The following is a 23,404-nucleotide window of genomic DNA, read 5'->3' as shown; positions in this document are numbered from 1 at the left end:
AGTTCGACGGCGTGCGATCGGAGCGGGCGCGTCCGCGACGCGGGAACCACCGGCGAACTGGAACCATTGGCGGCCGGGGAACTGACCGGTCGACGCTCCCGGGAGACGCGGACGAACGGAGCGGCAAGGGGTCACTCGCGAGTCGGGGACGGTGGCGGCCGAAGCGACGGGGTCGACCTGGTCGGACGGTCGGGCGGTCGGGCGGCGGGAGGACACCTGACGATCGCTCGTCCTGTCGGGACGAACCGACGAGAGCGGATCCCGGTCGGGCGGACGCGGGGCGGGTCAGTCGAGCGGGGTCATGGTGGAACCGTCGGAGTGTGCGCGTCGGGGACGCGACGCGATGGACTCAGGGAGGACAGCGTTGTAAACGTGTTTAAGCATTGATATCGCAGGGCACACGGACACGACTGTCGGTGAGTGCCGAGCACTGTCGGAGAGTCGACGGAGCCGTCGAAGAGTGTCGGACGCTGTCGGCGACCCGATCCCGCGGGTGCGGAAGCCGGGGCGACCCGCTCCGCTCAGAGCGTAAAGCGGGTGACGGTCGTGCCGGCGGCGGTCAGGTCCGCACGGGTCGCGGCGGCGACCGTGACCTGGTTCTCGCCGTACTCGATGCCGAGTTTCTCGGAGAACTCGCCGTCGGCGGGCGTGACGAGCCGCGTCTCGCTCGGCGTCTTGATCGAGACGACCGCGCCGTCGGTCGTGCCGGAGACGACGAGACTGTCGCCTTCGAACCGGGTGTTGACGCGGAGCGAGGGGCCCTCGGGGCGCTCCGTCTCGAGGTAGCGCTCGCGGACGAACGTCGGCATCTCGATGGGTTCCCCGGCGTCGATGCCGTGGGCGAGGCGGACGTACTGCGCCATCGACCACGCCAGCGGCGTCGCCGCGCCGGTGCCTTCACCGAACTCCCAGTTGTACGCCGTCGAGTACTCGCGGTCCCACACCTGCTCGGAGATCATCCGGCCGGAGTTGGCGAACTGCTGCATCGTCTCGAGGAGGTTCTGCGGTTCGAGCGCCGTCTCCTCGCGGTCCTCGTTGAGGAGTTCGTACTCGCCGCGCTCGCCGGTGAAGATGGGCCAGAGCCGCCCTTTCCCTTTGGCCTCGACCGACCAGGGCGCGCCCTCCTCGTCGCGTTCGCGCTCGCCGTAGCCGTCGCCGTTGTACCGGTAGAACGCGGGGCCGTGTGGCGTGTCGACCCTGATCGTGGAGTCGACCTCCTCGATGGTGTTCGTGATCACCTCGTCGTCCCACGGCTTGATCCCCAACCTCGTCAGTTCGAGGAAGCCGCCGTCGATGACCTCGCGCTCGTCGAGGGTCGGGCCGTTGTTCGCCAGTGTTCGGAGGTGGCCCGCTTCGGGGTCGCCGTCGCGGGTCACCCGCACGTAGTACGGGGTGTTGGTGTGGCGGTCCGTTCCGGTCTCCGTGGCGGTCCACTGCTCGACGTTGTCGGTCCAGTCGTCCGCCAGCGCGAGCCAGATGAGCGCGTCCTCGGTGTGGCCCTCGTCGAGAGCGACCGCCGCACCGCAGGCGAGTCCCGCGATCTCCGCGGCGATCGACGACGGCGAGTAGCCCGCCTCCTCCTCCCAGCGTTCCTGAGCCGTCGGCGGGCCGTTACGGGCGACGTAGTCGGAGGAGCGCTTGACGTTCTCGTAGCTGTAGTCGACGTCGTCGAACGTGACGCCGCGTTCGGCGAGCATGTACGCCATCACCTGCGGGAAGGAGATGTTGTCCATCTGCTCGCCGCCCCACCTCGTTCTCCCGTTGAGGTAGGTGTTCTGCGGAATGAAGCCGCGGTCGTCCTGCTGGTAGTTGTAGATGTACGAGAGGTTGTCGATGGCCGTCTCGATGTCGCCGACGGCCTCGAAGACGGTGAACACCTGGTAGAGGTCGCGCGACCAGGTGAAGTTGTAGCCGTACCCCTTCGACTCCTCGGCCGCCACTGCCTCACCCCACGGCACCGACGGCGAGGCCAGTCCGGCACCCTGGAACGTCTTGTCCTCGACGGCGCGGAGCGACATCAGCGCGGCCTTGTACTGCGCGAGGAGGTCGTCGTCGTTCGACACGGACGCCGGCGTCGACGTGTCGGCGAGGAACTCGACCCACGAGTCGACGTACGCGCTCCGGACCGTCTCGTAGCCGCGGGTGAGCGCGCCCGCGGCCTCGCCGAGCGCCGCCGCGGTGTCTGCGTTCTCGGCGAAGCCGAGCGCGAGCGTCTCGTCGAGTTCGGCGCCCGTCCCCATCCGGCCGATGAGCACGACGTTCTCGTTGTCGGCACGCTCTTGCGGCGTCGGGAGTTCGCCCGTCGAGAACAGGTCCGCGAGGTGTGACGAGCCGGCCACGCCGACCGTCGCCCAGTCGAACCGGCCGGCGGAGGTGAGCGCGATCGCGACAGAGTACTCGTCGCCGTCCTCGTCGATGAGCAACGGCTCGCCGGCCTCGCCGACGTCATACGCCTCGGCGTCGCGGGCGACGAGGTGGTAGCCGCCCATCTGCCCCAGGCGGATCCCCCGGTCCTGTGACCCGGTGTTGACGAGCGCGCTGTCGGCGACCGCGTACAGTTCGTACTCGTTGTCGTCTGCCGCCTCGAACTGCACGTCGGCCAAGAGTGCGTCGTGTTTGGGGTCGGTCGCGTACTCGATCGTGAGCTCCCACTCGTGGCCGCGGCCGTCGCCGGTCTCGGTGATGACGTGTCTGAACAGCAGGGCGTCGTCCTCGGTCATCTCCGCGTGCCGGTTGATCGTGTCAGCGTGGTCGTCGCGGCGGGTCTCGTTGTGCGTTCTCGCGGTGTACCCCGAGTCCTCGTCGGCGTCCACGACCAGGAGGTCGAGCGTCCGGAGGTTCATCAGGTCGACGCGCGGGAACCGGAGCTCGGTGAGCGAGCCCTCGGTGAGCGTGAACCAGACCCGCGAGGGGTCCGCCGCGCGGTGGTCGGCGACGGTGCCGACGCCGTACTTCTCGCCGGTGGTCCACCGCGGGCGATCCTCGGGCCCGGACGGCGGGGCTTTCGGCGCGGGCAGCGCGTCGTACTGCGCGAGCAGCGACGTCGTCTGGAGCCGGACGGCGTGGGGCCACCCCAGCGGCGTCGCCGAGTCGTAGCTCCCGTCGTCGAACACCTGTTCGGAGAGGTAGCCCGCGGGGGTGACGAGCCCGCTGTCCGGCCCAATGCACTCGTAGAGGCTCTCGGCCTCGTCGAAGAACGCCTCCGCGTCCTCGGCGCGGTCGCGGTCGGTGAGGAACGCGCCGAGGCGGGCGGCCGCGCTGGCACCCCAGGCGGTCGAGACCGACCAGATCTTCTCGTCGTGCTGTTCCGCCGAGCGCCAGTAGTCCTCTTCGAACCGGATGAGCCCCTTCACGTCCGCGTGCCCCGACTCGCGGTAGAGCCCGTCGAGCGTCTGCTCGACGTGACTGACCAGCCGGTCGACCTGCCGCGTCGAGAGCTCGTCGACCGCGTCGTACTCGATGAACGCGTCGACGAGCGCGAACGTCCCCGAGTCGAGCCGGTCGTCGAAGTCGTTGCCGCGGAGTCGGAGCGCGTACGTCTCGCTCGTGGAGTTCCACAGCTCTTCGAGCCCCTCGAACACCACGTCGGCCTGCGCCGCGGCGTGTTCGCGGAGTTCGTCGCGGACCGGTGCCCGGGCGACCGCGGCGTACGCCTGCAGGTACGCCGCCGTCGTGTGGGCGAACTGCCCGACCATGTTCTCCCAGAGGTTCTGACAGGTCTCGGGGAGCCCGTAGTCGTCGAGCGTGTCGTCGAGCGCCTCGACGCCGTCGGACAGCGTCCCCTGGATCTCGCCGGCGAGTTCGTCGTCGATCTCCTCGCGGCGGGTGCGGACGAGCGTCGCCAGATACGTCAGGACGGCCGCGGTCTGATCGGCCTGGTACTCCGGCTTGTCGGACTTCTCGACGCGTGCGTGGGCCCACCCGGGCGCGACCGAGCCGTCGGAGGCCCACGAGCGGTGGGGCCACGAGCCGTCGTCCAACTGCGTCTCGACGAAGAAGCGCGCACTGGTCGTGAGCCGGTCACCGACGCCTAGATCGAGCGCGCCGTCGGCCTCCAGGAGATGTCGTCCGACCTCGGCCTCGTCGCGGAACCAAGTGTAGCCGTAGCCGCCCGAGTGCGCGAAGAACGGGTCGAACTCGGGGCCGGCGATGTGTGCGCCGGTCGGCGCGGTCAGAAGCGACAGGGCGCGGAGATCCGCACGGCAGATGTCCTCTCTGGGCGTCCCCTCGGGGACGTACACTTCGGCGCGTTCGCGAGCGCCCGCACGGAGTTCGTCCGCCGTGGCGTGGTTGTTCGCGCAGTGACGCAGATCCGCGAGTGCGTCCTCGCGGGTGACCTCCGAGTGGTCGGACAGCTGGGTGACGAGCGTCGTCTGCGCGGCGCGGCCCTCGCGTTCGAGGGGCGCGCTCACGACGACGTCGCCGCTGAGGTGGGTGTCCTCGTACCGTTCGAGGACGGCCTCGCGCGGGAACTCGAACGTCTCGTCGGAGAGCATCTCGTCGAACCGCTCGGGGATCTGTCCCCGGACGTCGTCCAGCCCGGTCGAGGCCGTGACGTAGTCGTGTTCGGTTCGATGGAAGACCTCGACGGCCTTCGTCCCGTTCGGGCCGCCCTCCTCGTGGATGAGCCGCCCGACGCGCGTCTCGCGGCCTTCGGGGGCGAACGTGAGGAAGGCGGTCAGGTGGGCGTCCGTCGGGATCGCCCCGCGGAGTTCGACGTGTGTGACGTGTGCACGGCCGAGCGTCAGGTCGTACTGGTGGACCGTGTACTCCCCGGCGTCGTACTCGGTCTCGACGAGCGTCGTCTCGCGGTAGTAGTGCTGCCGAACCGGTTCGAGGTCGTCGAACCACTGGGTGCCGTCGTCGGTGTCGATCCCGAAACGCGACCGGTCGATGCCGTAAAGTCCGGAGAGCGAAGAGGAGTAGTCTCGGATCGCACCCGAGGGGTCGACGTAGACGAGGCGATCCCCGTGTCCGGAGAACGCGCCAGCGGCCGTGGGGGACTCCTCGGGGAATCGCTCTCCCCGGTCCCGTTTGTATTCGTTGAGTGCGGTTCTCAGTCTCATGGCGGGAAGGAACGGTCGTAGTACATAAGTGTTGACGGAATCCGGCCGGTGTCACCGTGTGTTCGGGCCGAACGCGGTGCTCGTGGTCCCGAACGGTCGGTTCTCGGCTGCTTTGCTCGTCGGCTACGTCTCGGTGATGACCGTACGCACATAACGTTTTCCCAATCACCACTACGGCAGTAGTAAATGAGTAGTAGGATTCGCAAAAGAAAAGTGGCTCCTCTCAGCACTAGCACCTATGAACCACCCAGGTCCGCCACAGTTCATGGCTGTGGGTGAGACGGTTCAAGTTGCACCGCGCGATCCCGATCCGGACGCGGAGTACCACTGGCGCGTCAAGAGCGCGCCCGTATCGAGTCAACTGTCTCTCGGCGACGACCCCGTCGTCGACTTCACGCCCGACGCGGCGGGGACGTTCGTCCTCGAACTCACCGGCCCGCTCGGCGTCGAGGAGCTCACTATCCGCGTCTTCCCCGGCGAACTCGCCCCCGCCGGCCGCGGGTCCGGGTCGTCCGGCGAGTCGGGACTCTCGGGCGTCTCCGGGGTTTCCGGCGTCTCGGGGATCTCCGGCGTCTCGGGGATCTCCGGCGCCTCGGGCGTCTCCGGCTCCGGCAGCGGCGCGCGGGGCGCGGAGAAGGAAGGCGTCGGCGGCGGTCGCCCGCGCGTCACGCTCCACGGCCGCGTCGAGGACGACACGGTCGTCATCGAGGCCGACCCCCAGCCCAACCCGAACAGTTCGACGCCGCGCGAGGAGCTCTCGGTCGAGTTCCTCGTCGACGACCGCTGGCCGGTCGACGACGCCGCGGTAGAAGTCGACGGCTGGACCCTCACGATGCCGGTCGACGCCTTCGAGGAGAAGACGCGCGTCCACGCGGTCTCGATCGACGCCGAGTACTCGGTCGCGGACGCGATCGAGATCCGCGTGAAGGGGACGACCGTCGACTTCGGCGAGGGCGCGCGCACCGACGGGGGAACGGCCGTCCAGGGCGGCAGTCAGAAGCAGGTCGAGACCGGCCGGCTGTACGAACCGCCGGAGTGGTCGAAGGACATCACGCTGTACGAGATCTACGTCCGCGGCTTCGCCTCCGACGACGACGAGGCCGAGAACACGTTCGCGGCGCTGGAAAAGCGCCTCGACTACCTCGAAGGCCTCGGCGTCGACTGCCTCTGGCTCACTCCGGTGCTCCAGAACGACCACGCGCCGCACGGCTACAATATCGTCGACTTCTACGACATCGCCGAGGACCTCGGCGACATGGACGCTTACGAGGAGTTCGTCGACGCCGCCCACGACCACGGGATGAAGGTCATGTTCGACCTCGTGCTCAACCACTCCGCGCGCGAGCACCCCTACTTCAAGGACGCGTACAAGAACCCCGACTCGGAGTACTACGACTGGTACGAGTGGCAGGAGAACGGCGAACCGGGCACGTACTTCGACTGGGAGTACATCGCCAACTTCGACTACCACTCCCTGGAGGTCCGCCGGTATCTCCTCGACGCCGTCCAGCAGTGGTTCGAGATCGTCGACGGCTTCCGCTGTGACATGGCGTGGGCCGTCCCCTTTACGTTCTGGCAGGAGCTGCGCGACCGCGTGAAGTCCCAGGACCCCGACTTCCTCCTCCTCGACGAGACCATCCCCTACATTGCCGACTTCCACGAGGGGATGTTCGACATGCACTTCGACACGACGCTGTACTTCACGCTGAGACAAGTAGGCGACGGCCACCAGCCGGCCGACGCCATCCTCGACGCCATCGAACAGCGTACCGAAGTGGGGTTCCCGGACCACGCGTCGTTCATGCTCTACCAGGAGAACCACGACGAGACGCGCTACATCGTCGAGTGCGGCGACGAGGCCGCCTTCGCCAGCGCCGGCGCGCTCTTTACGCTCCCCGGCGTGCCGATGCTGTACGGCGGGCAGGAGATCGGCCAGCGCGGCCGCCGCGACGCGCTCGCGTGGGACCACGCGCGCGACGAAGTCCAAGAGCACTACGAACACCTCATCGAGATGCGCTCGGAGACGCCGGCGCTGGATTTCCGCGGTGGAATCGACCGCGTCGACTACGAGGCCGACTCGGAGCGGGTGACTGTCTTCCGCCGCGAGGCCGAAGGGCAGTCGGTGGTCGTCGTCCTCAACTTCGGTGACGCGCCCGAGTACGTCGAGGTCGACGCCGACGTCGACGGGACGAACCTCGTCAGCGGTGAGCACGTCGTCGACGACGGGACGGTCGCCGTCGAGAGCGTCGCGGTGCTGGAGGAGCGATGAGCCAGGGTCGGTACTCCGAACCCACCCGCGACGACGACGCCACGGCGGAACTCGTCGAGTGGCACGACGCGGTCGTCGCCGCCTACGACGACGACTTCGAGGCCGCGAAAGAGCTCGTCACCCGCCTCGGCGCGCACTACGTGGACGGCCGCGGCGAGTTCGGCTTCTGGACGCCCGAACTCCTCGACGAGGGCGTCCCCGTCGAGGCCGTCTCCCTCGAACTGCTGACCCCCGTCGGTGAGATCGACTACGGTGCCGACGAGGAGATCGAGTTCCACCGCGACCGCCTGCCCGTCGAACGGAACGGCGCGTACCACTGGGTCGCCGTCTCGAACGTCCGCGCGGGGACGCGCGACCGGTTCGGCGCGTTCTATCGGCTGGTGTACGAGACCGACGACGGCTGGGAGACGATCGCCGATCCCCTCGCGTACTCGGTTCCGTTCGGGGCGTTCGCGCCGGCCGAACTGTACGACTGGGAGTCGCTCGACGAGTCGCGCGCCGACCGCGAGTACTTCCAGCAGTTAGGCACCGACGACGAGCGCGTCTCCACGACCGGCCACGACGGGCTCCCCCGGGTTGACCCGGCGAACGCGATGGTCGAGATCCACCCCGGGACGGCGACCGAAGACGGCACACTCGGCGGGCTCGCCCGGCAGTACGAGTCGATCGGCGAGACGCTCGGGTCGGGCGCGGAGCTGACGCCCGCCGAGCGAAACTTCGCGGGCTACGACGGCATCCAGCTGATGCCCGTCGAACCGTTAACCGAGAACCGGGAGTTCGAGGACTACTGGCGCGAACAGTCCGACGACGGCGACTCGCTGACCGTAGCGGTCGACCGCCCCGACATGATCAACTGGGGGTACGACATCGTCGTCTCGGCGTACTCGGCGACCAACCCCGCCGTCCTGGAGACGGGCCGGCCGGACGAACTCGTCGACTTCATCGCCGCGTGCCACACCCTCCCCGACCCGATCAAGGTGGTGTTCGACGTCGCGCTCGGCCACGCCGACAACCGCGGGGCCGAGTTGTTGAACGACTACTACTTCGAGGGGCCGGGGATGTACGGCAAGCACCTCCACTACAAGCACCCCACGGTCCGTGCCGTCCTGCTCGAACTCCAGCGCCGCCGGATGGACTACGGCGCAGATGGCATCCGCGTCGACGGCGCGCAGGACTTCACCTACTACGACCCCGAGACGGAGGAGAACGTCCACGACGACGCGTTCCTCGCCGAGATGGATCGGGTGACCCAGGAGGTCGCCGGTACGGAGTATCGCCCGTGGATGATCTACGAGGACGGCCGGCCGTGGCCGCGCGAGGACTGGGAACTCGCGTCCTCCTACCGCTCACTCATCGAACGGCACCCCCACTCGTTCCAGTGGTCGCCGATCACGTTCGCGCACAACACGCCCGCCCTGCTCACGTTCTGGGCGACGAAGTGGTGGCGCGTCAAGGAGGTGTGTGAGTTCGGCAGCCAGTGGCTCACCGGGGTGGCGAACCACGACACCATCCGGCGGGGGACACAGATCGACCCCACGGTGGCGTTCAACCAGTCGCCGGTCAACCCCTACCTCGGGGAGGACTACCCCGAGACGCTCGACAACGCCTACAACAACCCGGCGTCGAGCATGTTCTTCTACTGCTTCTCGCCGGGAGTGCCGATGGACTTCATCCACGCCAACATGCGCGCGCCGTGGGGGTTCATCCGCGACACGGACTCGATCTGGAACGTCAAGGTCGTCTCCGACGAGTCGAAGTTCTGCTACTGGCAGGTGCGCGAGGAGGACTTCGCGGATCCCGACCAGTTCCGACGCATCAAGGCGCTCGGCTTCACGGAGCGCGACGAACTGCTGACGTTCATGAACGCGCTCTCGGCGGCGGTCACCTCGACCGACTACGACCTCGACGTGATGGCCGGCATGCTCTCGGCGATGGAACAGCCGTTCGGCGACGACCTCTCCGCGAGCGATCTGGAGGAGTACGCCTACGCGTGGATGCGGGACGTCCACGAGTTCGCCAACCTCGCCAACTGGTACGAGAGCCAGGACGACGAGCGGACGGCGTTCGACTTGCGTGTGAGAGAGTTCCGCCAGGAGCGGCCGTGGCTGCGTTCCGACGTCGACTTCGAGGGCGACGAGTACTACGGCTACCGTCACCCGACCGAGGCGACGGTGCTGTACTACGGCTTCCGGATCTCGCCCGACGGCGACGAGCAGTTGCTGTTCGCGGCGAACATGGAGGGTGTCCCGGTCACGGTGTCGCCCGCTCTCTTGCAGGAGGAGATGCCCGACGTCCCCACCGAGGGCTGGGAGGTCGCGCTGGCGGCACCCGGCGTGGACGCGGGGGAAGAGGTCGAACTCGCGAACTCTCAGGCGATCGTCTGGCGGCGCGAGCCGTAGCCGACCCGGTTTACTCTTCCTCACTCATCTGTACATCTGTACTCTTCCTCACTCATCTGTACTCCCCTTCGCTCGCGCGCCACTCGGGCGCGAGCAGCCCGTACCGGTAGGCGTCGTGGCGCTCGCCGTCGCGGTCGGTGCCCTCGCGGACAAACCCCAGCCGTTCGAGGAGCCGGATCGAGGGGTCGTCGAACGTGGACACCGCGGCGGAGAGCTTGTGCGGTCCGAGCTGTTCGAAGCCGTACGTCACGAACAGCCCGACCGCGTCGGTGCCGTACCCCCCGCCCTGGTGGTCCCGCGGGACCCAGTAGCCGAGTTCGGCGATCCGTGCTCGCCAGTCGATCGGATCGAAGCTGACGACGCCGACGGGAGCCGACTCCGCGGCGACGAGGAGGTGAACCGCGGCCTCCGCGTGGCTCACGTACTCGAGAAGCTCGCGGTCCGCGTCGGGCGTGGCGGGGCGCGACCAGTCGGTGCCGCGCCAGACGACCGGGTCGTTGATGTGGGTGTGCAGGAAGTCGAGGTCCTCCCCTCCGATCGCCCGGTGGGAGACGCGGTCGCCGGCGAGGATAGCTGGTCCGGGTATCGGCTTCGCGTACGACGGGGACCGTGAGGAACCGACGGGTTCGGCCGCGCGGCGTCGGCGGTCAGTTCTCGGTCGGCGCGTCGAGCACGCGCTGGAGCACGCCGCACGCCGAACAGGTCAACACGAGCGCGTTCCCCACGGGGACGTCGCCCTCCCACACGGCCACCGACCGTCGCTCGAACGTCGCCGTCGCCCCGCAGTGTTCGCAGACGTACTCGGACATGGCTCACCATACGGGGAGCGGGAGGTAGTCGTTGCGGTCGAGTCAGACGCGGGAGGGCTCGGCGGCGGATTCGGCGGCGGCGGGTGCCAACGGCACCGTCTCCCGGCGCCGGAGTCGCCGCGGTGCCTCGGGGTCGTGGGAGGGGAGGTAGACCGTCGGCGTCTCGTGGGCGAACGCGCGGATCCGCTCGACCGTCGTCGCCGCCGCGTCGTAGTCGTCGACGCCGCCGGCGACGGTACCGTCCAGCAACTGCGCCTGCGAGAACGTCGTGTCGCCCGCGAGGAACACCGCACAGGTGTCGTCGTGGCAGACGACCGATTGGTGGCCGGGCGTGTACCCCGGCGTCGCGACGAGGGCGACACCATCGGCGAGGACGTAGCTCTCGGGAAACGGGCCGAACGAACCGTCGTACTCGATCGGACGGGGTCGGACCCACGCCGGCCAGTCGAGCCCCGACTCCGCCGTCGACTCCCACTCGCGGCGCGCGACGACGACCTCGGCGTTCCGGAAGTACGGGACGCCGTCGGCGTGGTCGGGACAGAGATGCGTCGTTACGACCCACCGAACCTCGTCGGGGTCGACGCCCAGTCGTCGCAGTTGCGGACCGATCTCCTCCTCGGGCGCGACGTCGAACCACTCCGACCGCGCGGCGAACAGCCGGGAGAAGAGCCCGCGCCGGCCCTGGTCGTAACAGGCCACCGTGGCCCCCGCATCGACCACGAGTAGTCCCTCGGGGTGTTCGACGACCCACGCGTACACCGGCAGCGGCGCGGTCCACTGTCGATCGGCGAGAACGTCGAGCGAGCGGAGCGACCGCCGTCGCCACCGCGCGGCGACGTACCGCCGCTTGAGTCGAACCGTTCCCGTCCGCACCGGGTGAATCTGCATACCCCTCGTACGACCCCCTCGGTCATGTGATTTGCTCTCGTGCACCAGGGACGTGCAGCTCCCGTCACCGATCGCCGCTCGTCGCCGAGCCGTTCACCGCCCGGGCGTCGGTGTCGACCGACACGCCGTCGAGGTACGACCCGTCGGGCCCGACCCACGTTCCCTCGGTGCCACACTCGGGCCGAAGGCGGCAGACCCGAGTCTCGGGTGGCCAGAGCACCCGTACCGATCCGTTCGCGCGGTCGAGGGTCGCCTCCTGACGGTACGTGACGGAGGCCCCCCCGGTCGTAGCGAACCGGACGACGAGATCGACTTCGCTCGCGCCGGGTGGGAGCGAGACCGCGGCCGGCCCCGCCGCCCGCGGCCGGTTCGTCACCGCAGCCCCCTCGGGCGTGACGGTCCACGCGAGCCGAACCCTGTCGCCGACCGTCTCGACCCGGTAGCGGGCGAAGCCTGACTCGGTTTCGATGCGGACCGACGCCCGCGTCGCGCCCTGCGGCGTCCCGAGGGTCGTCACGGCCTCGACGCGGTCGCCGTCAAGCACGCGGAGCCGGCTCAGTCGGGGCTCGACGGGGCGGACCGCACCCGACCACTCCCCGCGGTAGGTGAACCGGTACGGCGTCCGGTCGGTGGCGTCGAGCGCCCGCACGTCGGCGTCCGGCCCCTCGTCGAGGACGTAGAGCACCGGGCCATCGAAGCCGGGATCGTTCCGGAGGTACTGGAACGGGTGCTGCTGCCAGTCGCCGTACGGATCGGGCGTGTAGACGAGGGCGTCGTCGAAGCCCCGTTCGAGGGGAACGTACGTCGCCGCGAGGCTGTCGGTCCGCTGGCGGTTCTCCGCCCAGGGTTCGGCGATCGCCGCCCGCTCGGCCCCGACGACGACCGGGGCGGAGACGACGAGCACGACTGCGAGAGCGACCCGCGTGCGCCGAGCGGAGAGCCGCGCGGACGCGAGCCCCTGGAGGCGTCGCCAGAGCGTCACCGCGCCGACGGCCCCGAACAGCGACAGCGGCACGAGCAGGTCGAAGTGGTAGAAGGGGCCGAGGAGATCGATGAGGCCGTTCCGGAGGCCGTTGAGCGTCCCCCAGAAGTAGACGTTGCCGAAGACGACGCTGGGGACGACCCCGAGGACGACCGCGGCGGCCTCGTGGTCGACGCGGGCGGACCGGAACGCAGCGGCGACTCCGGCGGCCGCGAGCGCGACACCCAGTGCCCCGAGCGGGGCGAACTGGTCGACGAGGAGCGCGAGTGCCTCGGTGGACGACTCGACTCCGAGCGCCGGGGTGTACTGCTCGGTGTAGCCCAGGATCTCCCGTTCGCCGAAGCCGAGACCGTCGCGCGGCGCGAACGCCTCGTAGGGGAACGTCGTCGGGTCGCCGGTGACGAACGCGTTGTACGCGAGCGCGACGCCAACGAACGCGAGGCCGGGGCCGGCGACGCACGCCGTCCGTTTCGCGACGCGCGCAAAGCCCTCGCGCGATCCCCGGGACGACCGCCACAGCCGCCAGCAGGCGTGGGCGACGAACGGGGCGGCGAACAGCACGGCGGTGTACGGCCGGCCGAAGAATGCGACGCCGACGGCGACGCCCGCCGCGAGCGCGTAGCCGAGCGAGTCACGGCCGACGGCGCGGAGGTACGCGACCGCGAACGCGAGGTTCCACATCGTCGTCTGCGCGTACGGGAGGAACACCGACGAGGAGAGGAGAAACAGCGGGGCCGTCACGAGGAGGCAGACGGCGACGACGCCGGTGGGGCGGTCGGCGACCTCCCGGCCGAGGAGGAACACGAAGAGCGCGGAGAGACTGGCGACGCCCGCGAGCGAGAGGTGTGCGTCGCCGGCGAGGGTCCCGACGGCGAAGACGGCGGCGGGGACCGGCGCGTACTTGGGGTACATGACCGGGCCCGTCGGCGTCGACTCCTCGATGAAGAACCACGGATGGACGAGGTCGGCGATGGCCGCCGGCGGGTGGAGCGCGACCTGGCCGTCGAGAAGCATCGCGGCCTGGAGGAGGTAGACGCCCTCGTCGTCGTTGACGGAGTGGTACGCGAAGAGGTCGGTCGCGACGAGAAAGACGACGACGCCGGCGGCGAACGCGAGCGCGAGGCCGAGCGCGTCGAGCGGATGCACGCCGCGGAGTCGCGTGCGGAGGCGGTCGAGGAGGTCGGGCGGCGGCGTCGGAGTCGGGACCACGTCGAGTCGGTCTCAGTCGTCGGCGCCGTGGCGGAGTTGGTCCTCGCGCGAGTCGAGTGCGGGGCGCTGTTCGCCCGGGAACCACGCGAGTTCGTGATCCGCTTGGAGCGTCAGTTCGACGCGTTCGTCGAGCGGCACCTGCTCGTCGTGGTTGTGCATACACTGGATTCGGGTCCCGTCGTCGAGGGCGACCTCGTAGAGGATCGTCGGCCCGAGGTAGCGCTTCGTCACCACGTGGGCGTTGCCGACGTCGTTCCCGTGGTTCGCGTCGGCCCGCGACGGCCGCATGGCGCGGACGTCGTCGGGGCGAACGAGGATATCGATCGCGGTGTCGTCGTACTCGGGGGCGAGCCCGTGGATCTGGTCGCGCGGTACCGATCCCAGGTCGGTCCTGACGACGTCGCCGTCGACGTGGCCCGGGATGAACGAGGCGTACCCCAAGAACCCGGCGACGAACCGGGATTCGGGGTGCTGAAACACCTGCTCGGGCTCGCCGATCTGTTCGATTCGGCCGTCGTTGACGACGGCTACTCTGTCCGAGATGCTCATCGCCTCCTCCTGGTCGTGGGTGACCGACACGGCCGTCACGCCGGCCTCCTTGATGATGTCACGGACCTCCTCGCGCATCGCCACGCGGAGGTCGACGTCGAGGTTCGAGAATGGCTCGTCGAGGAGGAGGATCTCCGGTTCGGGCGCGAGCGATCGAGCGAGCGCGACCCGCTGTTGCTGCCCGCCGGAGAGCTCGTCGGGGTAGGAGTCGGCCTGCGCTTCGAGGCCGACGAGGTCGAGCAGTTCCCGCACGCGGGCGTCCGTCTCGGCCGTCGAAGCCTCCTTCAGCCCGAACGCGACGTTCTCGGCGGCGGTCAGGTGCGGGAAGAGCGCGAACTCCTGGAAGACGACGCCGACGCCGCGCCGTTCGGGCGCGACGAACGCGCCGTCGCCGGAGACGGGGTCGCCGTTGAGCCGGATCGTCCCCGCGTCGGGACGGTCGAGCCCGGCGATGAGTCGAAGCGTGGTGGTCTTGCCACAGCCCGACGGACCGAGCAACGTGAGGATCTCTCCCTCGTTGACCGACAGCGACAGGTCCGCGATGACCGGCTCGTCGCCGTAGCGTTTCGCGACGTCGTCGAGCTCTAACACCGGCGGCTCGGCCCGCGTCGTCGGTTCGGTGTCGGTTCGTCCGTCGCCGTGTGAGAGTACACTATCTGACATCGTAACCCTCCTGTGAGAGGATGACCAGCATCGACAGCCCCGACACGCCGAGGAGAATCAGCGCCGGGACCGCGGCCTGACCGAAGTATCCGGCCGCGTAGGCGGTCCAGATGTGGACGACGAGCGTCTTGAACCCCGACGGCCTGAGCAGCAAGGTCGCCGGGAGTTCCTTCATCGTCGTCAGGAAGACGAGCGCCGCCCCGCCGAGCAAGCCGGGCGCGACGAGCGGGAGCGTCACCGCGCGGAACGCGCCGACCGGCGTCCGTCCCAGGGTGCGGGCCGCCTCGGGGAGCGCGGGGTCGACGCGCAAGAACGACGCCCGGAGCGAACCCACGGCCTGGGGGAGAAAGCGGACGACGTAGGCGAACACGAGGAGGAACGTCGTCTGGTAGATCGGCGTCGCCACCGTGGTGCCGAGGAAGACGAGCGCGAGGCCCAACACGACCCCGGGGACGGCGTAGCCGACGTACGTCGCTCGCTCGGAGAGAGTGGCGATTTTCGAGTCACGCGTCGCCGCCAGATACGCCACGGGGAGGCCGGCGACGGTCGCGACGAGCGCCGCGGCGGCAGCGACGCCGACGGAGTTCAGCGCGTACTCCGGGCGGAAGGCGAGCCCCTGTCCCACCGCGCTCGTGTCGCCGAGCCAGGTGAGCAGGATGCCGAGCGGGACGACGAGCGCGAGGCCGGCCACCGCAGCACAGAGCACGAGCGCGGGGACGACCCACCCGCCGAGCGCGACCACGTCGCCCGACCGGCCGCCGGCCGCGGTGCGTTCGTTCCCGCTGACTTTCGACTCGAGCGCGAGGATGAACACCGTCAGCGCCACGAGTTGGAGCGACAAGAGCGTCGCGGTGTCGCGGCCGAAGGCGTTGAACTCCACGTAGATCACCCGCGTGAAGGCGTCGAACTGCATGATCGCAGGGGTGCCGAAGTCCGACAGCGCGTACAGCGCCACCAGAAGCGACCCCGCCGCGACCGCCGGACGGATATGGGGAAGAGTCACGTGGCGGAACGCCTCCCGCCGGGAGTGTCTGAGCGTGCGGGCGGCGTCGATGAGGGTCGTGTCGAGCGACTTCAGCGCCGCCCGCGTCGTGATGTAGACGTACGGGTAGGTGTACAGCGTGAGCACGAGCACCGCGCCGTGGAAGCCGTAGATCTCGGGCAGCGACTCCACGCCCAGCGGGGCGAGCAACCGTTGAAACGCCCCCTGCGGGCCGAACGCCGAGACGAACGCGAACGCGCCGATGTAGCTCGGGATGACGAGCGGGAGCGACACCGCGACAGTCCAAAACCGCGCGAATGGGAGGTCCGTCCGGACGGTGAGATACGCCAGCGGCACCCCCAAGAGGATCGACCCGGCGGTGACCCCGGCGACGAGCAGCGCGCTGTTGACGAACACCTCGACCGTGGTCGGGCGCGTGAGCAGCGCGATCGCCTCGGCGACACCGACGCCCAGCGCCGTCCGGAAGAGCCAGACCAGGGGCAGGAGCACGGCTACTGCGACCGCCACCGCCGCGGCCGTGAGGCCGAGCGGGAGCGGGTCGTCGGCCGTCTCCTGCGTGGTTCCCTGGTCAGTCGCCATCCGTGTGTGGTCTCCCGTCTGTCGGGGGGTCCGTTAGAGGACGCCCACGTCGCGCATCAGCCGCACCGTGCCTTCGAGGTCGGACAACTGTGTCAGGTCTAACCCCCCGGGTGGGTTCAATTCATCGATACTCGGCAACTCCCCGATGGGGTCGACGCCGGGGACGAGTGGGTACTCGAACGTCGTCCGCGCGAAGTAGTCCTGCGCCTCCGCCGAGAGGAGGTGCCGGACGAAGTTCGACGCCAGCGTGCGGTCCTCGGCCGTATCGAGGACGAGCGCGCCGGCGACGTTGAAGATGGCCCCGGCGTCGCCCTCGGTGAAGGCCGTGGCGATGGGGGCGTTCGGCCGCCCCGCGAGCACCCGCTGGATGTAGTAGTGGTTCGCGAAGCCCGCGGTGATCTCGCCGTCGGCGACGGCCTGCGAGACGAGGAACTCGTCGGAGAACTCCTGGACGCCCAGTGCCTGCATCCCTTCGAGCCACTCCCGGGTGGCGTCGTCGCCGTTCAGCACGCGCATCGCGGTGACGAACGCCTGGAACGACGAGTACGTCGGTGCCCAGCCGATCGAGTCGCGGAGGGCCTCGGTCTCGGGGAACGCGAAGATGTCGGTCGGCACCTCGCCGGCAGAGAGGGACTGAGTGTTGTACGGGATCGTCCGGGCCCTGCCAGAGGTGCCGACCCACTGGCCGTCGGGGTCGTGGAACTCCGCGCGGACCATGTCAAGCACCTCTTGCGGCAGTTCGACGGTGCGCCCGGCGTCCTTCAGCGCGCCCAGCGCCCCGGCGTTGACAGAGAAGAATGCGTCGGCGGGGGAGTTACCGCCCTCGGTCTGGATCTGGTTCACGAGGTCCGCCGCCGCGTTGTAGCGCGGGCGGACGGTGAAGTCGGGGTAGAGTTCCTCGATGAAGCCGATCAGTTCGCCGACGAGCGCCTCGCCGCGGCCGGAGTACAGCGTGAGTTCGCCCGAGAGGTCGGGCATCTCGCGCATCGACATCCCTCCCGCGAGGCTCCGGTCCCCGAACGGCGAGCGGCCGGAGCCGATCTGTCCGACGGCCGCGTCGTCGTCGGCGCTGTCGCCGCCCCCGCTACCGCCGCTGCTGTCGGTGCCGCCGTCACCGGCGGTTTCGGTTCCGCCCGTCTGTCCGCCACACCCTGCCACTACCGTGACGCCAGCGGCCGTCGCGGCCTGGAGGAACCGTCGTCGACTCCTCCCACGCGGATCATCGCTCATACATTGATTTAGGCCCGCCTAAAACCTAAATACCTACCGGTTCGGTCTAGTCGTCGGCCGGAACGGGCTGTGGCTCCGCGTCGAGGCCGGCGAGAGCGTCGAGACAGTCGAGCCAGTCGCGCATGTACTCGCCGACGTGGTTCAGGAAGGCACCGTTGTTCAGTTCGGCGAAGTCGCCCTCCGCGAGCCGGTCGGCCATCGCGGCGAACGCCTCGGCGTACGTCTCTGCGTCCCCTCCGACCTCGTCGACGTACTCCCAGAGGTGTTCGTTGAGTTCGAGCCCGGGCACCTCGTTGTTCAAGTCGTCGAACGTCGGGCGCGGGGCCTTGTTGTGTTCACAGAGCGGGTCGCCCGTGAGGACGTCGTGGCCGAGGAGGTCGGCGGCGCGCTTGAGGAAGACGCCCGACCAGATGTCGTCGAACCGCCCGACGTCCCACTCGTTGTCGTCCATCGGCAACTGGTAAAACGCGGGGACGACCTCGCGGCGGAACGCGAGGTTCATCGAACAGACGGTGAGGTACTGGCCGGGGTCGACGACGAAGTCGCCGGTGAAGTCCGCGACCGACGTGCGGGTCTGTGCTTGGCCCTGCAGGTCGCCGTCCATCAGGATGCGGACGGCGTCCAGGTCGGGGACGTTCGTCCACAGCCCCTGCGAGGCGACGACGTGGTCGACTGCCCTCCGACTGGTCTCGACCGTCTCGTCCATCGCGGCGTACGGGTAGCCCCGCGGGTAGAGGCCGTGGTCGTCGAACGCCTGATAGAGAACGTTCACCCACCGCTCGTCCGACCGGACGGACTCGATCGGCCCCTCGAACGCCAGGTTCTCCATGTGCCGACCGAAGAAGTCCCACTCGTCGTGCGGGAGCGTGTCGTCGTCGATGAACACCCCGTAGTCGAACCCGTTGGCCCACAGGTACAGCAGGCCGAAACTGGTCTGGGCGTGGCTCGCCGCCGGAACGAGGTGCGAGAACTCGGCAATCTCGTTCGCCTCGAACCACTCCTCACGACGGGTACCGTCGAACACCTCGCCCGCCACGCCGAGGTCGCGGAGCATCCGTTCCATCTCCCGGCTGTCGCAGAAGTCCTCGGTCACGAGGACGAAAAAGAGGCGATCGGTGTCGAAGCCGTGAGAACGGGCGTTCTCGACGTAGGCTCTGACGCATTCGTACTCCCTGATGGTGGGAACGACGACGCAGACGTCGTGGGTCATGGCTCACGAGTTTTTAGGCCGCCCTAAAATAACTATTGATCGAGCGCGTGCGCGAGCGACGTGCCGAGACCCGACGGGCGTTCCCGAGAGCGCACCAGGTCGGTCACGGCCCGGATCCGAGCGCCGCCCGCTCGTCGTCCGCGACTTTGAATCGGTCGACCGCCGCGTGGAGGACCTCGCTCCGGTCGGAGAGGCAGACGGCCGTCGACGCGATCTCGTCGGTCGCCCGCGTCTGCTCGTCGATTCCGGCGGAGATCTGCTGGACCGACGCGCTCATTTCCTCGGCCAGTGCGGTCGTCTCCTCGACGACGGACGACACCTCTTCGGTGTCGGGCGCCTGCGTTTCGACGGCGTCGGCGATCTCCTCAAGGCCGGTGTCGGTCGCCGTCGCGTGCACCCGGATGGATTCGAGCGTCTCGACGGATCCCTCGACGGCGTCGGCACCCTCGTCGACCTCCGCGTTCGCCTCGCGGATGCTCTCGACGACGTCGCCGGTCCGCTGCTACGATTCGAGGGCTGCGGCACCGTCGTCTGCTTCGGCCCCGCCCTGTCCGATCGACGCCGTCTCATCCCCGAATAAACAGTCAGTACTCATCGTCTTCGAACCGACCACCGATCCGCATGGGCGCACGGATGGACTGTGCCGGCCGGCGGTATCGACTCTGACACATCTAAAAATCGGGCGAGGTAGGAGCCAACCCGGACCCAGCCGATGGGGTTCGAGCGTCCGTCCGATCCGCTGCGTCCGGCGCGGACACCCAGCGGGTTCTCACTCGCCCGAACCCAATCGGCCGGGTCAGTCGGTCAACGCGTCGAGGAGCAACACCGCCGGCTCCGTCGCCAGCGGCTCGTTCGCGTTGCCGCAGTGTGGGGACTGGACGCAGGCCGGACAGCCGTCGTGACAGCCACACCCCTCGATGAGCCGTGCCGTCCGCCGCATCAGTTCCTCGACGGAGTCGTAGCCGCTCTCGGTCAGCCCCACGCCGCCGGGGTGACCGTCGTAGATGAAGATCGTCGACCGGTCGGTGTGTGGGTGGTACGGCGTCGACAGCCCGCCGATATCCGCACGATCACAGAGCAACTGGAGCGGGAACAGCGAGATCATCCCGTGTTCGGCCGCGTGGATGCCGCCGTTGAACTCTGGGTCTCCCCCGAGGTCGCGCATCCGCCCCTCGACGTCGAGCGGGACGGTGAAGTAGAACGCCTTGGTCCGGAGCGTCGTCTCCGGGAGGTCCAGCGACTCCCGCCCCAGCGTCGCCCCGCGCCGGGCGTCCCGGCGCTCGAAGCCGGTGATCCGCTTGCGCATCGTCACCTCGGCGAAAACCACGTCGGTGTCGGGCCGCGCCGAGAGCGGCTTGGACGTGTGATCCCGTTCGACGGTGATCTCCTTGTCGTGGAGGACCCGGGTGTAGTAGTCGGCCCAGGTCCGCTGGAGTTCGGCGACGTCGCGGCCGAGATCCAGGTCGGCGACCTCGTACGTCGTCCCCTGGTGGTGGTAGATCGCCCCCGGGTGTGCGTCCCGCAGGGCGTCCTCGAACGGGAGCGAGGCGACGACCTCGTTCGAGCGCGCGTCGAGCAGGTCGATCTCCCGGTCCGAGATGGTGCGGAGGCTCATCTCGTGTTGGGGGCTGCCGTCCCCCGCGTGGATCCACCGCATCCCGTCGGGCGTCGTCCGGCGCTCCAGCCGGCCCGCCTCGGTGAGGTCGGCGACGACGTCGGGAAACCGCTCGCCGAAGCGTTCCTCGTCGGCGGGCGACAGCCACCCCTCCGCGGCGGCGCTTTCGACGTGATCGGCGAGGAGGTAGTCGTTCTCGGGGTCGGTCACGGCACGCTCAGGGTCGCCGTCGAAGAAGTCGTCGGGCTCGGCCATGAGGTACTGATCGAGCTGGTCCTCGCCGCCGACGAGGACGACGAGCGCGGGGTCGTCGCCGCGCCCGGCCCGCCCGGCGCGCTGGTGGGTCGACATCCGCGTCCCGGGGTAGCCATCGAGCAACACCGCGTCGAGTCCGCCGACGTCCACGCCGACCTCCAGCGCGTTCGTCGACCACACTCCCCGGAGGTCGCCGCCGTGGAGCTCGGATTCGAGGTCGCGTCGACGGTCGTGCGTGAGCGCTGCCTGGTACGCCGCGACCTTCCCGGCGAGGTCGGGCTCGCCGCGTTCCCTGAGGGCCGACGCGCTCTCCGTGGCGTAGCGCTCGGCGGTCTGTCGCGCCCGGGTGAACGCGAGCGTCTGGTGGCCCCGGGCGACGAGGTCGACGAGGAGGTTCTTGGTCTCGACGTGTGAGGAGCGACGACGGCCGCTCCCCTCCTCGTCCTCGTACTCCGGCGGGTTCCAGAACAGCCAGTGGCGGGGGCCCGTCCCGGAGGTGTCCTCGTCGACGAGGACGTACGACGCCTCGGGCTGGCCGGTCACCCGCGCGGCGTGCTCGACCGGGTTGCCGATGGTGGCCGAGCAGCAGACGAACGACGGGGTCGATCCGAACCGTTCGCACGCCCGCGCCAGTCGGCGGAGCACGAGCGCGACGTGACTGCCGAAGACGCCGCGGTACTGGTGGACCTCGTCGACGACCACGAGTTCCAGCGAGGAGAAGAACCACTCCCACAGCCGGCCCGCGTGGGGCAACAGCGCGTAGTGGACCATGTCGGGGTTCGAGAGGATGACCGTGGGGCGGCGGTCGCGCACGTCGCGCTTCTCGCGCTTCGAGAGCCGTCCCGTGTACTGGTCGACCGAGACGCGGGAGCCGAAGCCGAGCCCGTGGGCGAGGTCCGACAGCGTCTCCGTCTGGTCGGCGATGAGCGCGTTCTGCGGGCCGAGATAGAGGGTTCGACCGCCGTGGTCCATCGCGCGCTCGAACGCCGGCACGGTGTACGCGAGACTCTTGCCTGAGGCGGTCTGCGTGGCGAGGACGACGTTCTTTCCGTCGCGGACCGCCTCGACGGCCCGCGCCTGGTGGTCGTACAGCCGGTCGATCCCCCCCTTCGAGAGCGCCGACGCCAGCCGCGGTTCGAGGTCGACGGACGAAAAGGAGGGCTCGCGACCGGGGACGCGGCGGTGGTCGCGGAGCTGTCCCCGGTAGTACGGCCGATCGCGCAGCCACTCGACGAGTTCGTCCACGGGGGCTCTCGGGAGGCGTAGAGCCTAACGGTTCTGGTCGATGAAACCGACTCCCGGCCGGCTCGGGTCGAACACACGGGTCGACGCTCGCCCGGCGTACCCGCAACGACCCGCGAGCGGCGGTCCGTCCCCACGCCCCCGTCGCGTCGCCGGCAAGGTTTTGCTCGTCTCGTCCGTAAGCCGAACATGTCACAGTACGACGCCGTCCTCATCTACGACGGCGAGTGTCCCTACTGTTCGGTCGCCGCCGTCGCGCTCCGTCGGCTCCGGTCGATCGGGTCACTCTCGTGGTACGACGACGAGGCACAGCGCTTCCTGGCCGCGCAGTTCGGCGAGACGCCCTTTGCGATGGTCCTCGTCGACAGACGGCGAGAACGGGTGTACGCCGGCCGGTCGGCCGCCGAGGAACTGGCCGAGCGCGCGGGGACACCCGAGATCGTCGGCTCGCTCGTCCGCGACCGCTACGACGACATCGCGCGGCTCGTGGGCGTGGCGAGCGGTCGCGGCCGCGACCCCGACGACTACCACGCGATCTACCCCCTCGCCGAGGACGCCGCGGGGCTGTTCGACGGGTTGGTCGCCGCCGCGGCCGACGGGACGGCCGCGCAGGCGTGAGCGAACGAGCTTCGCCGGGGGTCGTCCGGTACGGCCCCGACGACGCGCTCGGTTCGGTCCTCGACGACCCGGCCGTCGGCGGGACGTACGTCGTCGTCTTCGAACTCGCGAGACGAACGTCGGTCGAGGTCGGCGCGCTCGGCACCCACGAGCTAGCCGCCGGCGACTACGCCTACATGGGTAGCGCCTTCGGTCCCGGCGGGTTCGGCCGTGCCGAACGCCACCGCCGTCACCTCGACGAGGACGACGGGACCGTCCACTGGCACGTCGACGCGTTGACGACACTCCCCGAGACGTCGTTCGTCGCCGCCCTGCTCGTGCCCTCCCGGGACGTCGAGTGTGCGATCGCACGCCGACTGCCGTCCGGCCCGATCGACGGCTTCGGCTCGTCGGACTGCGACTGTCGGTCACACCTGTCAGTGGAGACACGAGACGCCACGGAACGAGACCTGACGGCTCTCATCGGCACGATTCGTTCCGCAGTAATCGACCGCTGAACAGCCCTCGAAAGGGGTGTTCCCCCCGTCGACGCGGCGGCGTGGGCATCGACGCCGCGTGTAGGGTTGCCGACTGGTGGACCAGTGGCCCACACCGGAAGCCGGGTCGTTCCGGTGAGCCGGCCTGTCAGAGGCATCCCGGCGTCTGTCCTTGACGGTACAACGTCTTTACCTCACCCCCTGTGCACTCATCCACGGCTTGAAAAGTCAAATATAAACATTTCGTTTATTTATATATCTCTCGCGGTTCCGTTCGACAGTACCGAACAGACAATCCAATAATACGTTGGGTGGGACCGGGCCGCCCTGTCCGGGGTGGGG

General features: G+C 69.2%; 16 protein-coding genes. 5 read left to right on the top strand and 11 right to left on the bottom strand.

Features of this window, described 5'->3' with window-relative positions; genetic code table 11:
- Positions 1-521: 521 nt before the first annotated feature.
- Positions 522-5,066, bottom strand: a complete 4,545-nt coding sequence (locus NKJ07_RS04570) for a DUF7997 domain-containing protein (protein ID WP_318569409.1) — start codon at positions 5,064-5,066, stop codon at positions 522-524.
- Positions 5,067-5,331: 265 nt separating this feature from the next.
- Here NKJ07_RS04570 and malA point away from each other — a divergent pair, with 265 nt between their 5' ends.
- Positions 5,332-7,335, top strand: coding sequence for an alpha-amylase MalA (malA, locus tag NKJ07_RS04565; protein WP_318569408.1), 2,004 nt, complete (start codon positions 5,332-5,334; stop codon positions 7,333-7,335).
- Entirely contained in the window at positions 7,332-9,734 is a 2,403-nt protein-coding gene (gghA, locus tag NKJ07_RS04560; protein ID WP_318569407.1) for a glucosylglycerol hydrolase, read from the top strand. Before malA ends, gghA begins: the two co-directional genes overlap by 4 nt.
- Before the next feature lie 52 nt (positions 9,735-9,786).
- Here gghA and NKJ07_RS04555 read toward each other — a convergent pair whose 3' ends face one another.
- The 9 genes from NKJ07_RS04555 to NKJ07_RS04515 all read right to left on the bottom strand — a co-directional run bounded on the left by NKJ07_RS04555 (position 9,787) and on the right by NKJ07_RS04515 (position 19,253).
- Positions 9,787-10,236: a GNAT family N-acetyltransferase gene (locus NKJ07_RS04555; RefSeq protein ID WP_318570532.1), complete on the bottom strand. Its 450-nt coding sequence runs from the start codon at positions 10,234-10,236 to the stop codon at positions 9,787-9,789.
- Between the two features lie 145 nt (positions 10,237-10,381).
- Positions 10,382-10,543 carry a hypothetical protein gene (locus tag NKJ07_RS04550; RefSeq protein WP_318569406.1) on the bottom strand — a complete coding sequence of 54 codons (162 nt, stop codon included), beginning with the start codon at positions 10,541-10,543 and terminating at the stop codon, positions 10,382-10,384.
- A gap of 42 nt (positions 10,544-10,585) precedes the next feature.
- Positions 10,586-11,431: an N-acyl homoserine lactonase family protein gene (locus tag NKJ07_RS04545; RefSeq protein WP_318569405.1), complete on the bottom strand. Its 846-nt coding sequence runs from the start codon at positions 11,429-11,431 to the stop codon at positions 10,586-10,588.
- Between the two features lie 64 nt (positions 11,432-11,495).
- On the bottom strand, positions 11,496-13,622 hold the full coding sequence (locus tag NKJ07_RS04540; protein ID WP_318569404.1) for an ArnT family glycosyltransferase: 2,127 nt from the start codon (positions 13,620-13,622) through the stop codon (positions 11,496-11,498).
- Positions 13,623-13,634: 12 nt separating this feature from the next.
- Positions 13,635-14,834: an ABC transporter ATP-binding protein gene (locus NKJ07_RS04535; RefSeq protein ID WP_318569403.1), complete on the bottom strand. Its 1,200-nt coding sequence runs from the start codon at positions 14,832-14,834 to the stop codon at positions 13,635-13,637.
- The gene (locus NKJ07_RS04530) at positions 14,824-16,416 is read right to left on the bottom strand and encodes an ABC transporter permease (RefSeq protein WP_318569402.1); all 1,593 of its coding nucleotides are present in this window, start codon (positions 16,414-16,416) and stop codon (positions 14,824-14,826) included. The genes NKJ07_RS04535 and NKJ07_RS04530 overlap by 11 nt, the downstream gene beginning before the upstream one ends.
- 33 nt (positions 16,417-16,449) lie before the next feature.
- Positions 16,450-17,646 (bottom strand): extracellular solute-binding protein, encoded by a 1,197-nt coding sequence (locus NKJ07_RS04525; protein ID WP_318569401.1) that lies wholly within the window; start codon positions 17,644-17,646, stop codon positions 16,450-16,452.
- Between the two features lie 46 nt (positions 17,647-17,692).
- Positions 17,693-18,856: an alpha-1 4-glucan-protein synthase gene (locus NKJ07_RS04520; protein ID WP_318569400.1), complete on the bottom strand. Its 1,164-nt coding sequence runs from the start codon at positions 18,854-18,856 to the stop codon at positions 17,693-17,695.
- A 103-nt stretch (positions 18,857-18,959) separates the two neighbouring features.
- On the bottom strand, positions 18,960-19,253 hold the full coding sequence (locus tag NKJ07_RS04515; RefSeq protein WP_318569399.1) for a methyl-accepting chemotaxis protein: 294 nt from the start codon (positions 19,251-19,253) through the stop codon (positions 18,960-18,962).
- On the opposite strand from NKJ07_RS04515, the gene NKJ07_RS04510 reads away from it, so the two are divergent.
- Positions 19,248-19,436, top strand: coding sequence for a hypothetical protein (locus NKJ07_RS04510; RefSeq protein ID WP_318569398.1), 189 nt, complete (start codon positions 19,248-19,250; stop codon positions 19,434-19,436). The two genes, NKJ07_RS04515 and NKJ07_RS04510, sit on opposite strands and share 6 nt — an antisense overlap.
- Before the next feature lie 216 nt (positions 19,437-19,652).
- Here the strand turns inward: NKJ07_RS04510 and NKJ07_RS04505 are convergent, their stop codons facing one another.
- On the bottom strand, positions 19,653-21,971 hold the full coding sequence (locus NKJ07_RS04505) for a DEAD/DEAH box helicase (RefSeq protein WP_318569397.1): 2,319 nt from the start codon (positions 21,969-21,971) through the stop codon (positions 19,653-19,655).
- A 186-nt stretch (positions 21,972-22,157) separates the two neighbouring features.
- On the opposite strand from NKJ07_RS04505, the gene NKJ07_RS04500 reads away from it, so the two are divergent.
- Both NKJ07_RS04500 and NKJ07_RS04495 read left to right on the top strand, forming a co-directional pair.
- Positions 22,158-22,586, top strand: coding sequence for a thiol-disulfide oxidoreductase DCC family protein (locus NKJ07_RS04500; protein WP_318569396.1), 429 nt, complete (start codon positions 22,158-22,160; stop codon positions 22,584-22,586).
- Positions 22,583-23,083 (top strand): GIY-YIG nuclease family protein, encoded by a 501-nt coding sequence (locus NKJ07_RS04495; RefSeq protein ID WP_318569395.1) that lies wholly within the window; start codon positions 22,583-22,585, stop codon positions 23,081-23,083. The genes NKJ07_RS04500 and NKJ07_RS04495 overlap by 4 nt, the downstream gene beginning before the upstream one ends.
- Positions 23,084-23,404 lie beyond the last annotated feature (321 nt).

Origin of the sequence: Salinigranum marinum, from assembly GCF_024228675.1 — an archaeon.
GTDB lineage: Archaea > Halobacteriota > Halobacteria > Halobacteriales > Haloferacaceae > Salinigranum > Salinigranum marinum.
The sequence above is the reverse complement of the archived record's forward strand: the minus strand, read 5'-3'. Positions and strand labels throughout refer to the sequence as shown.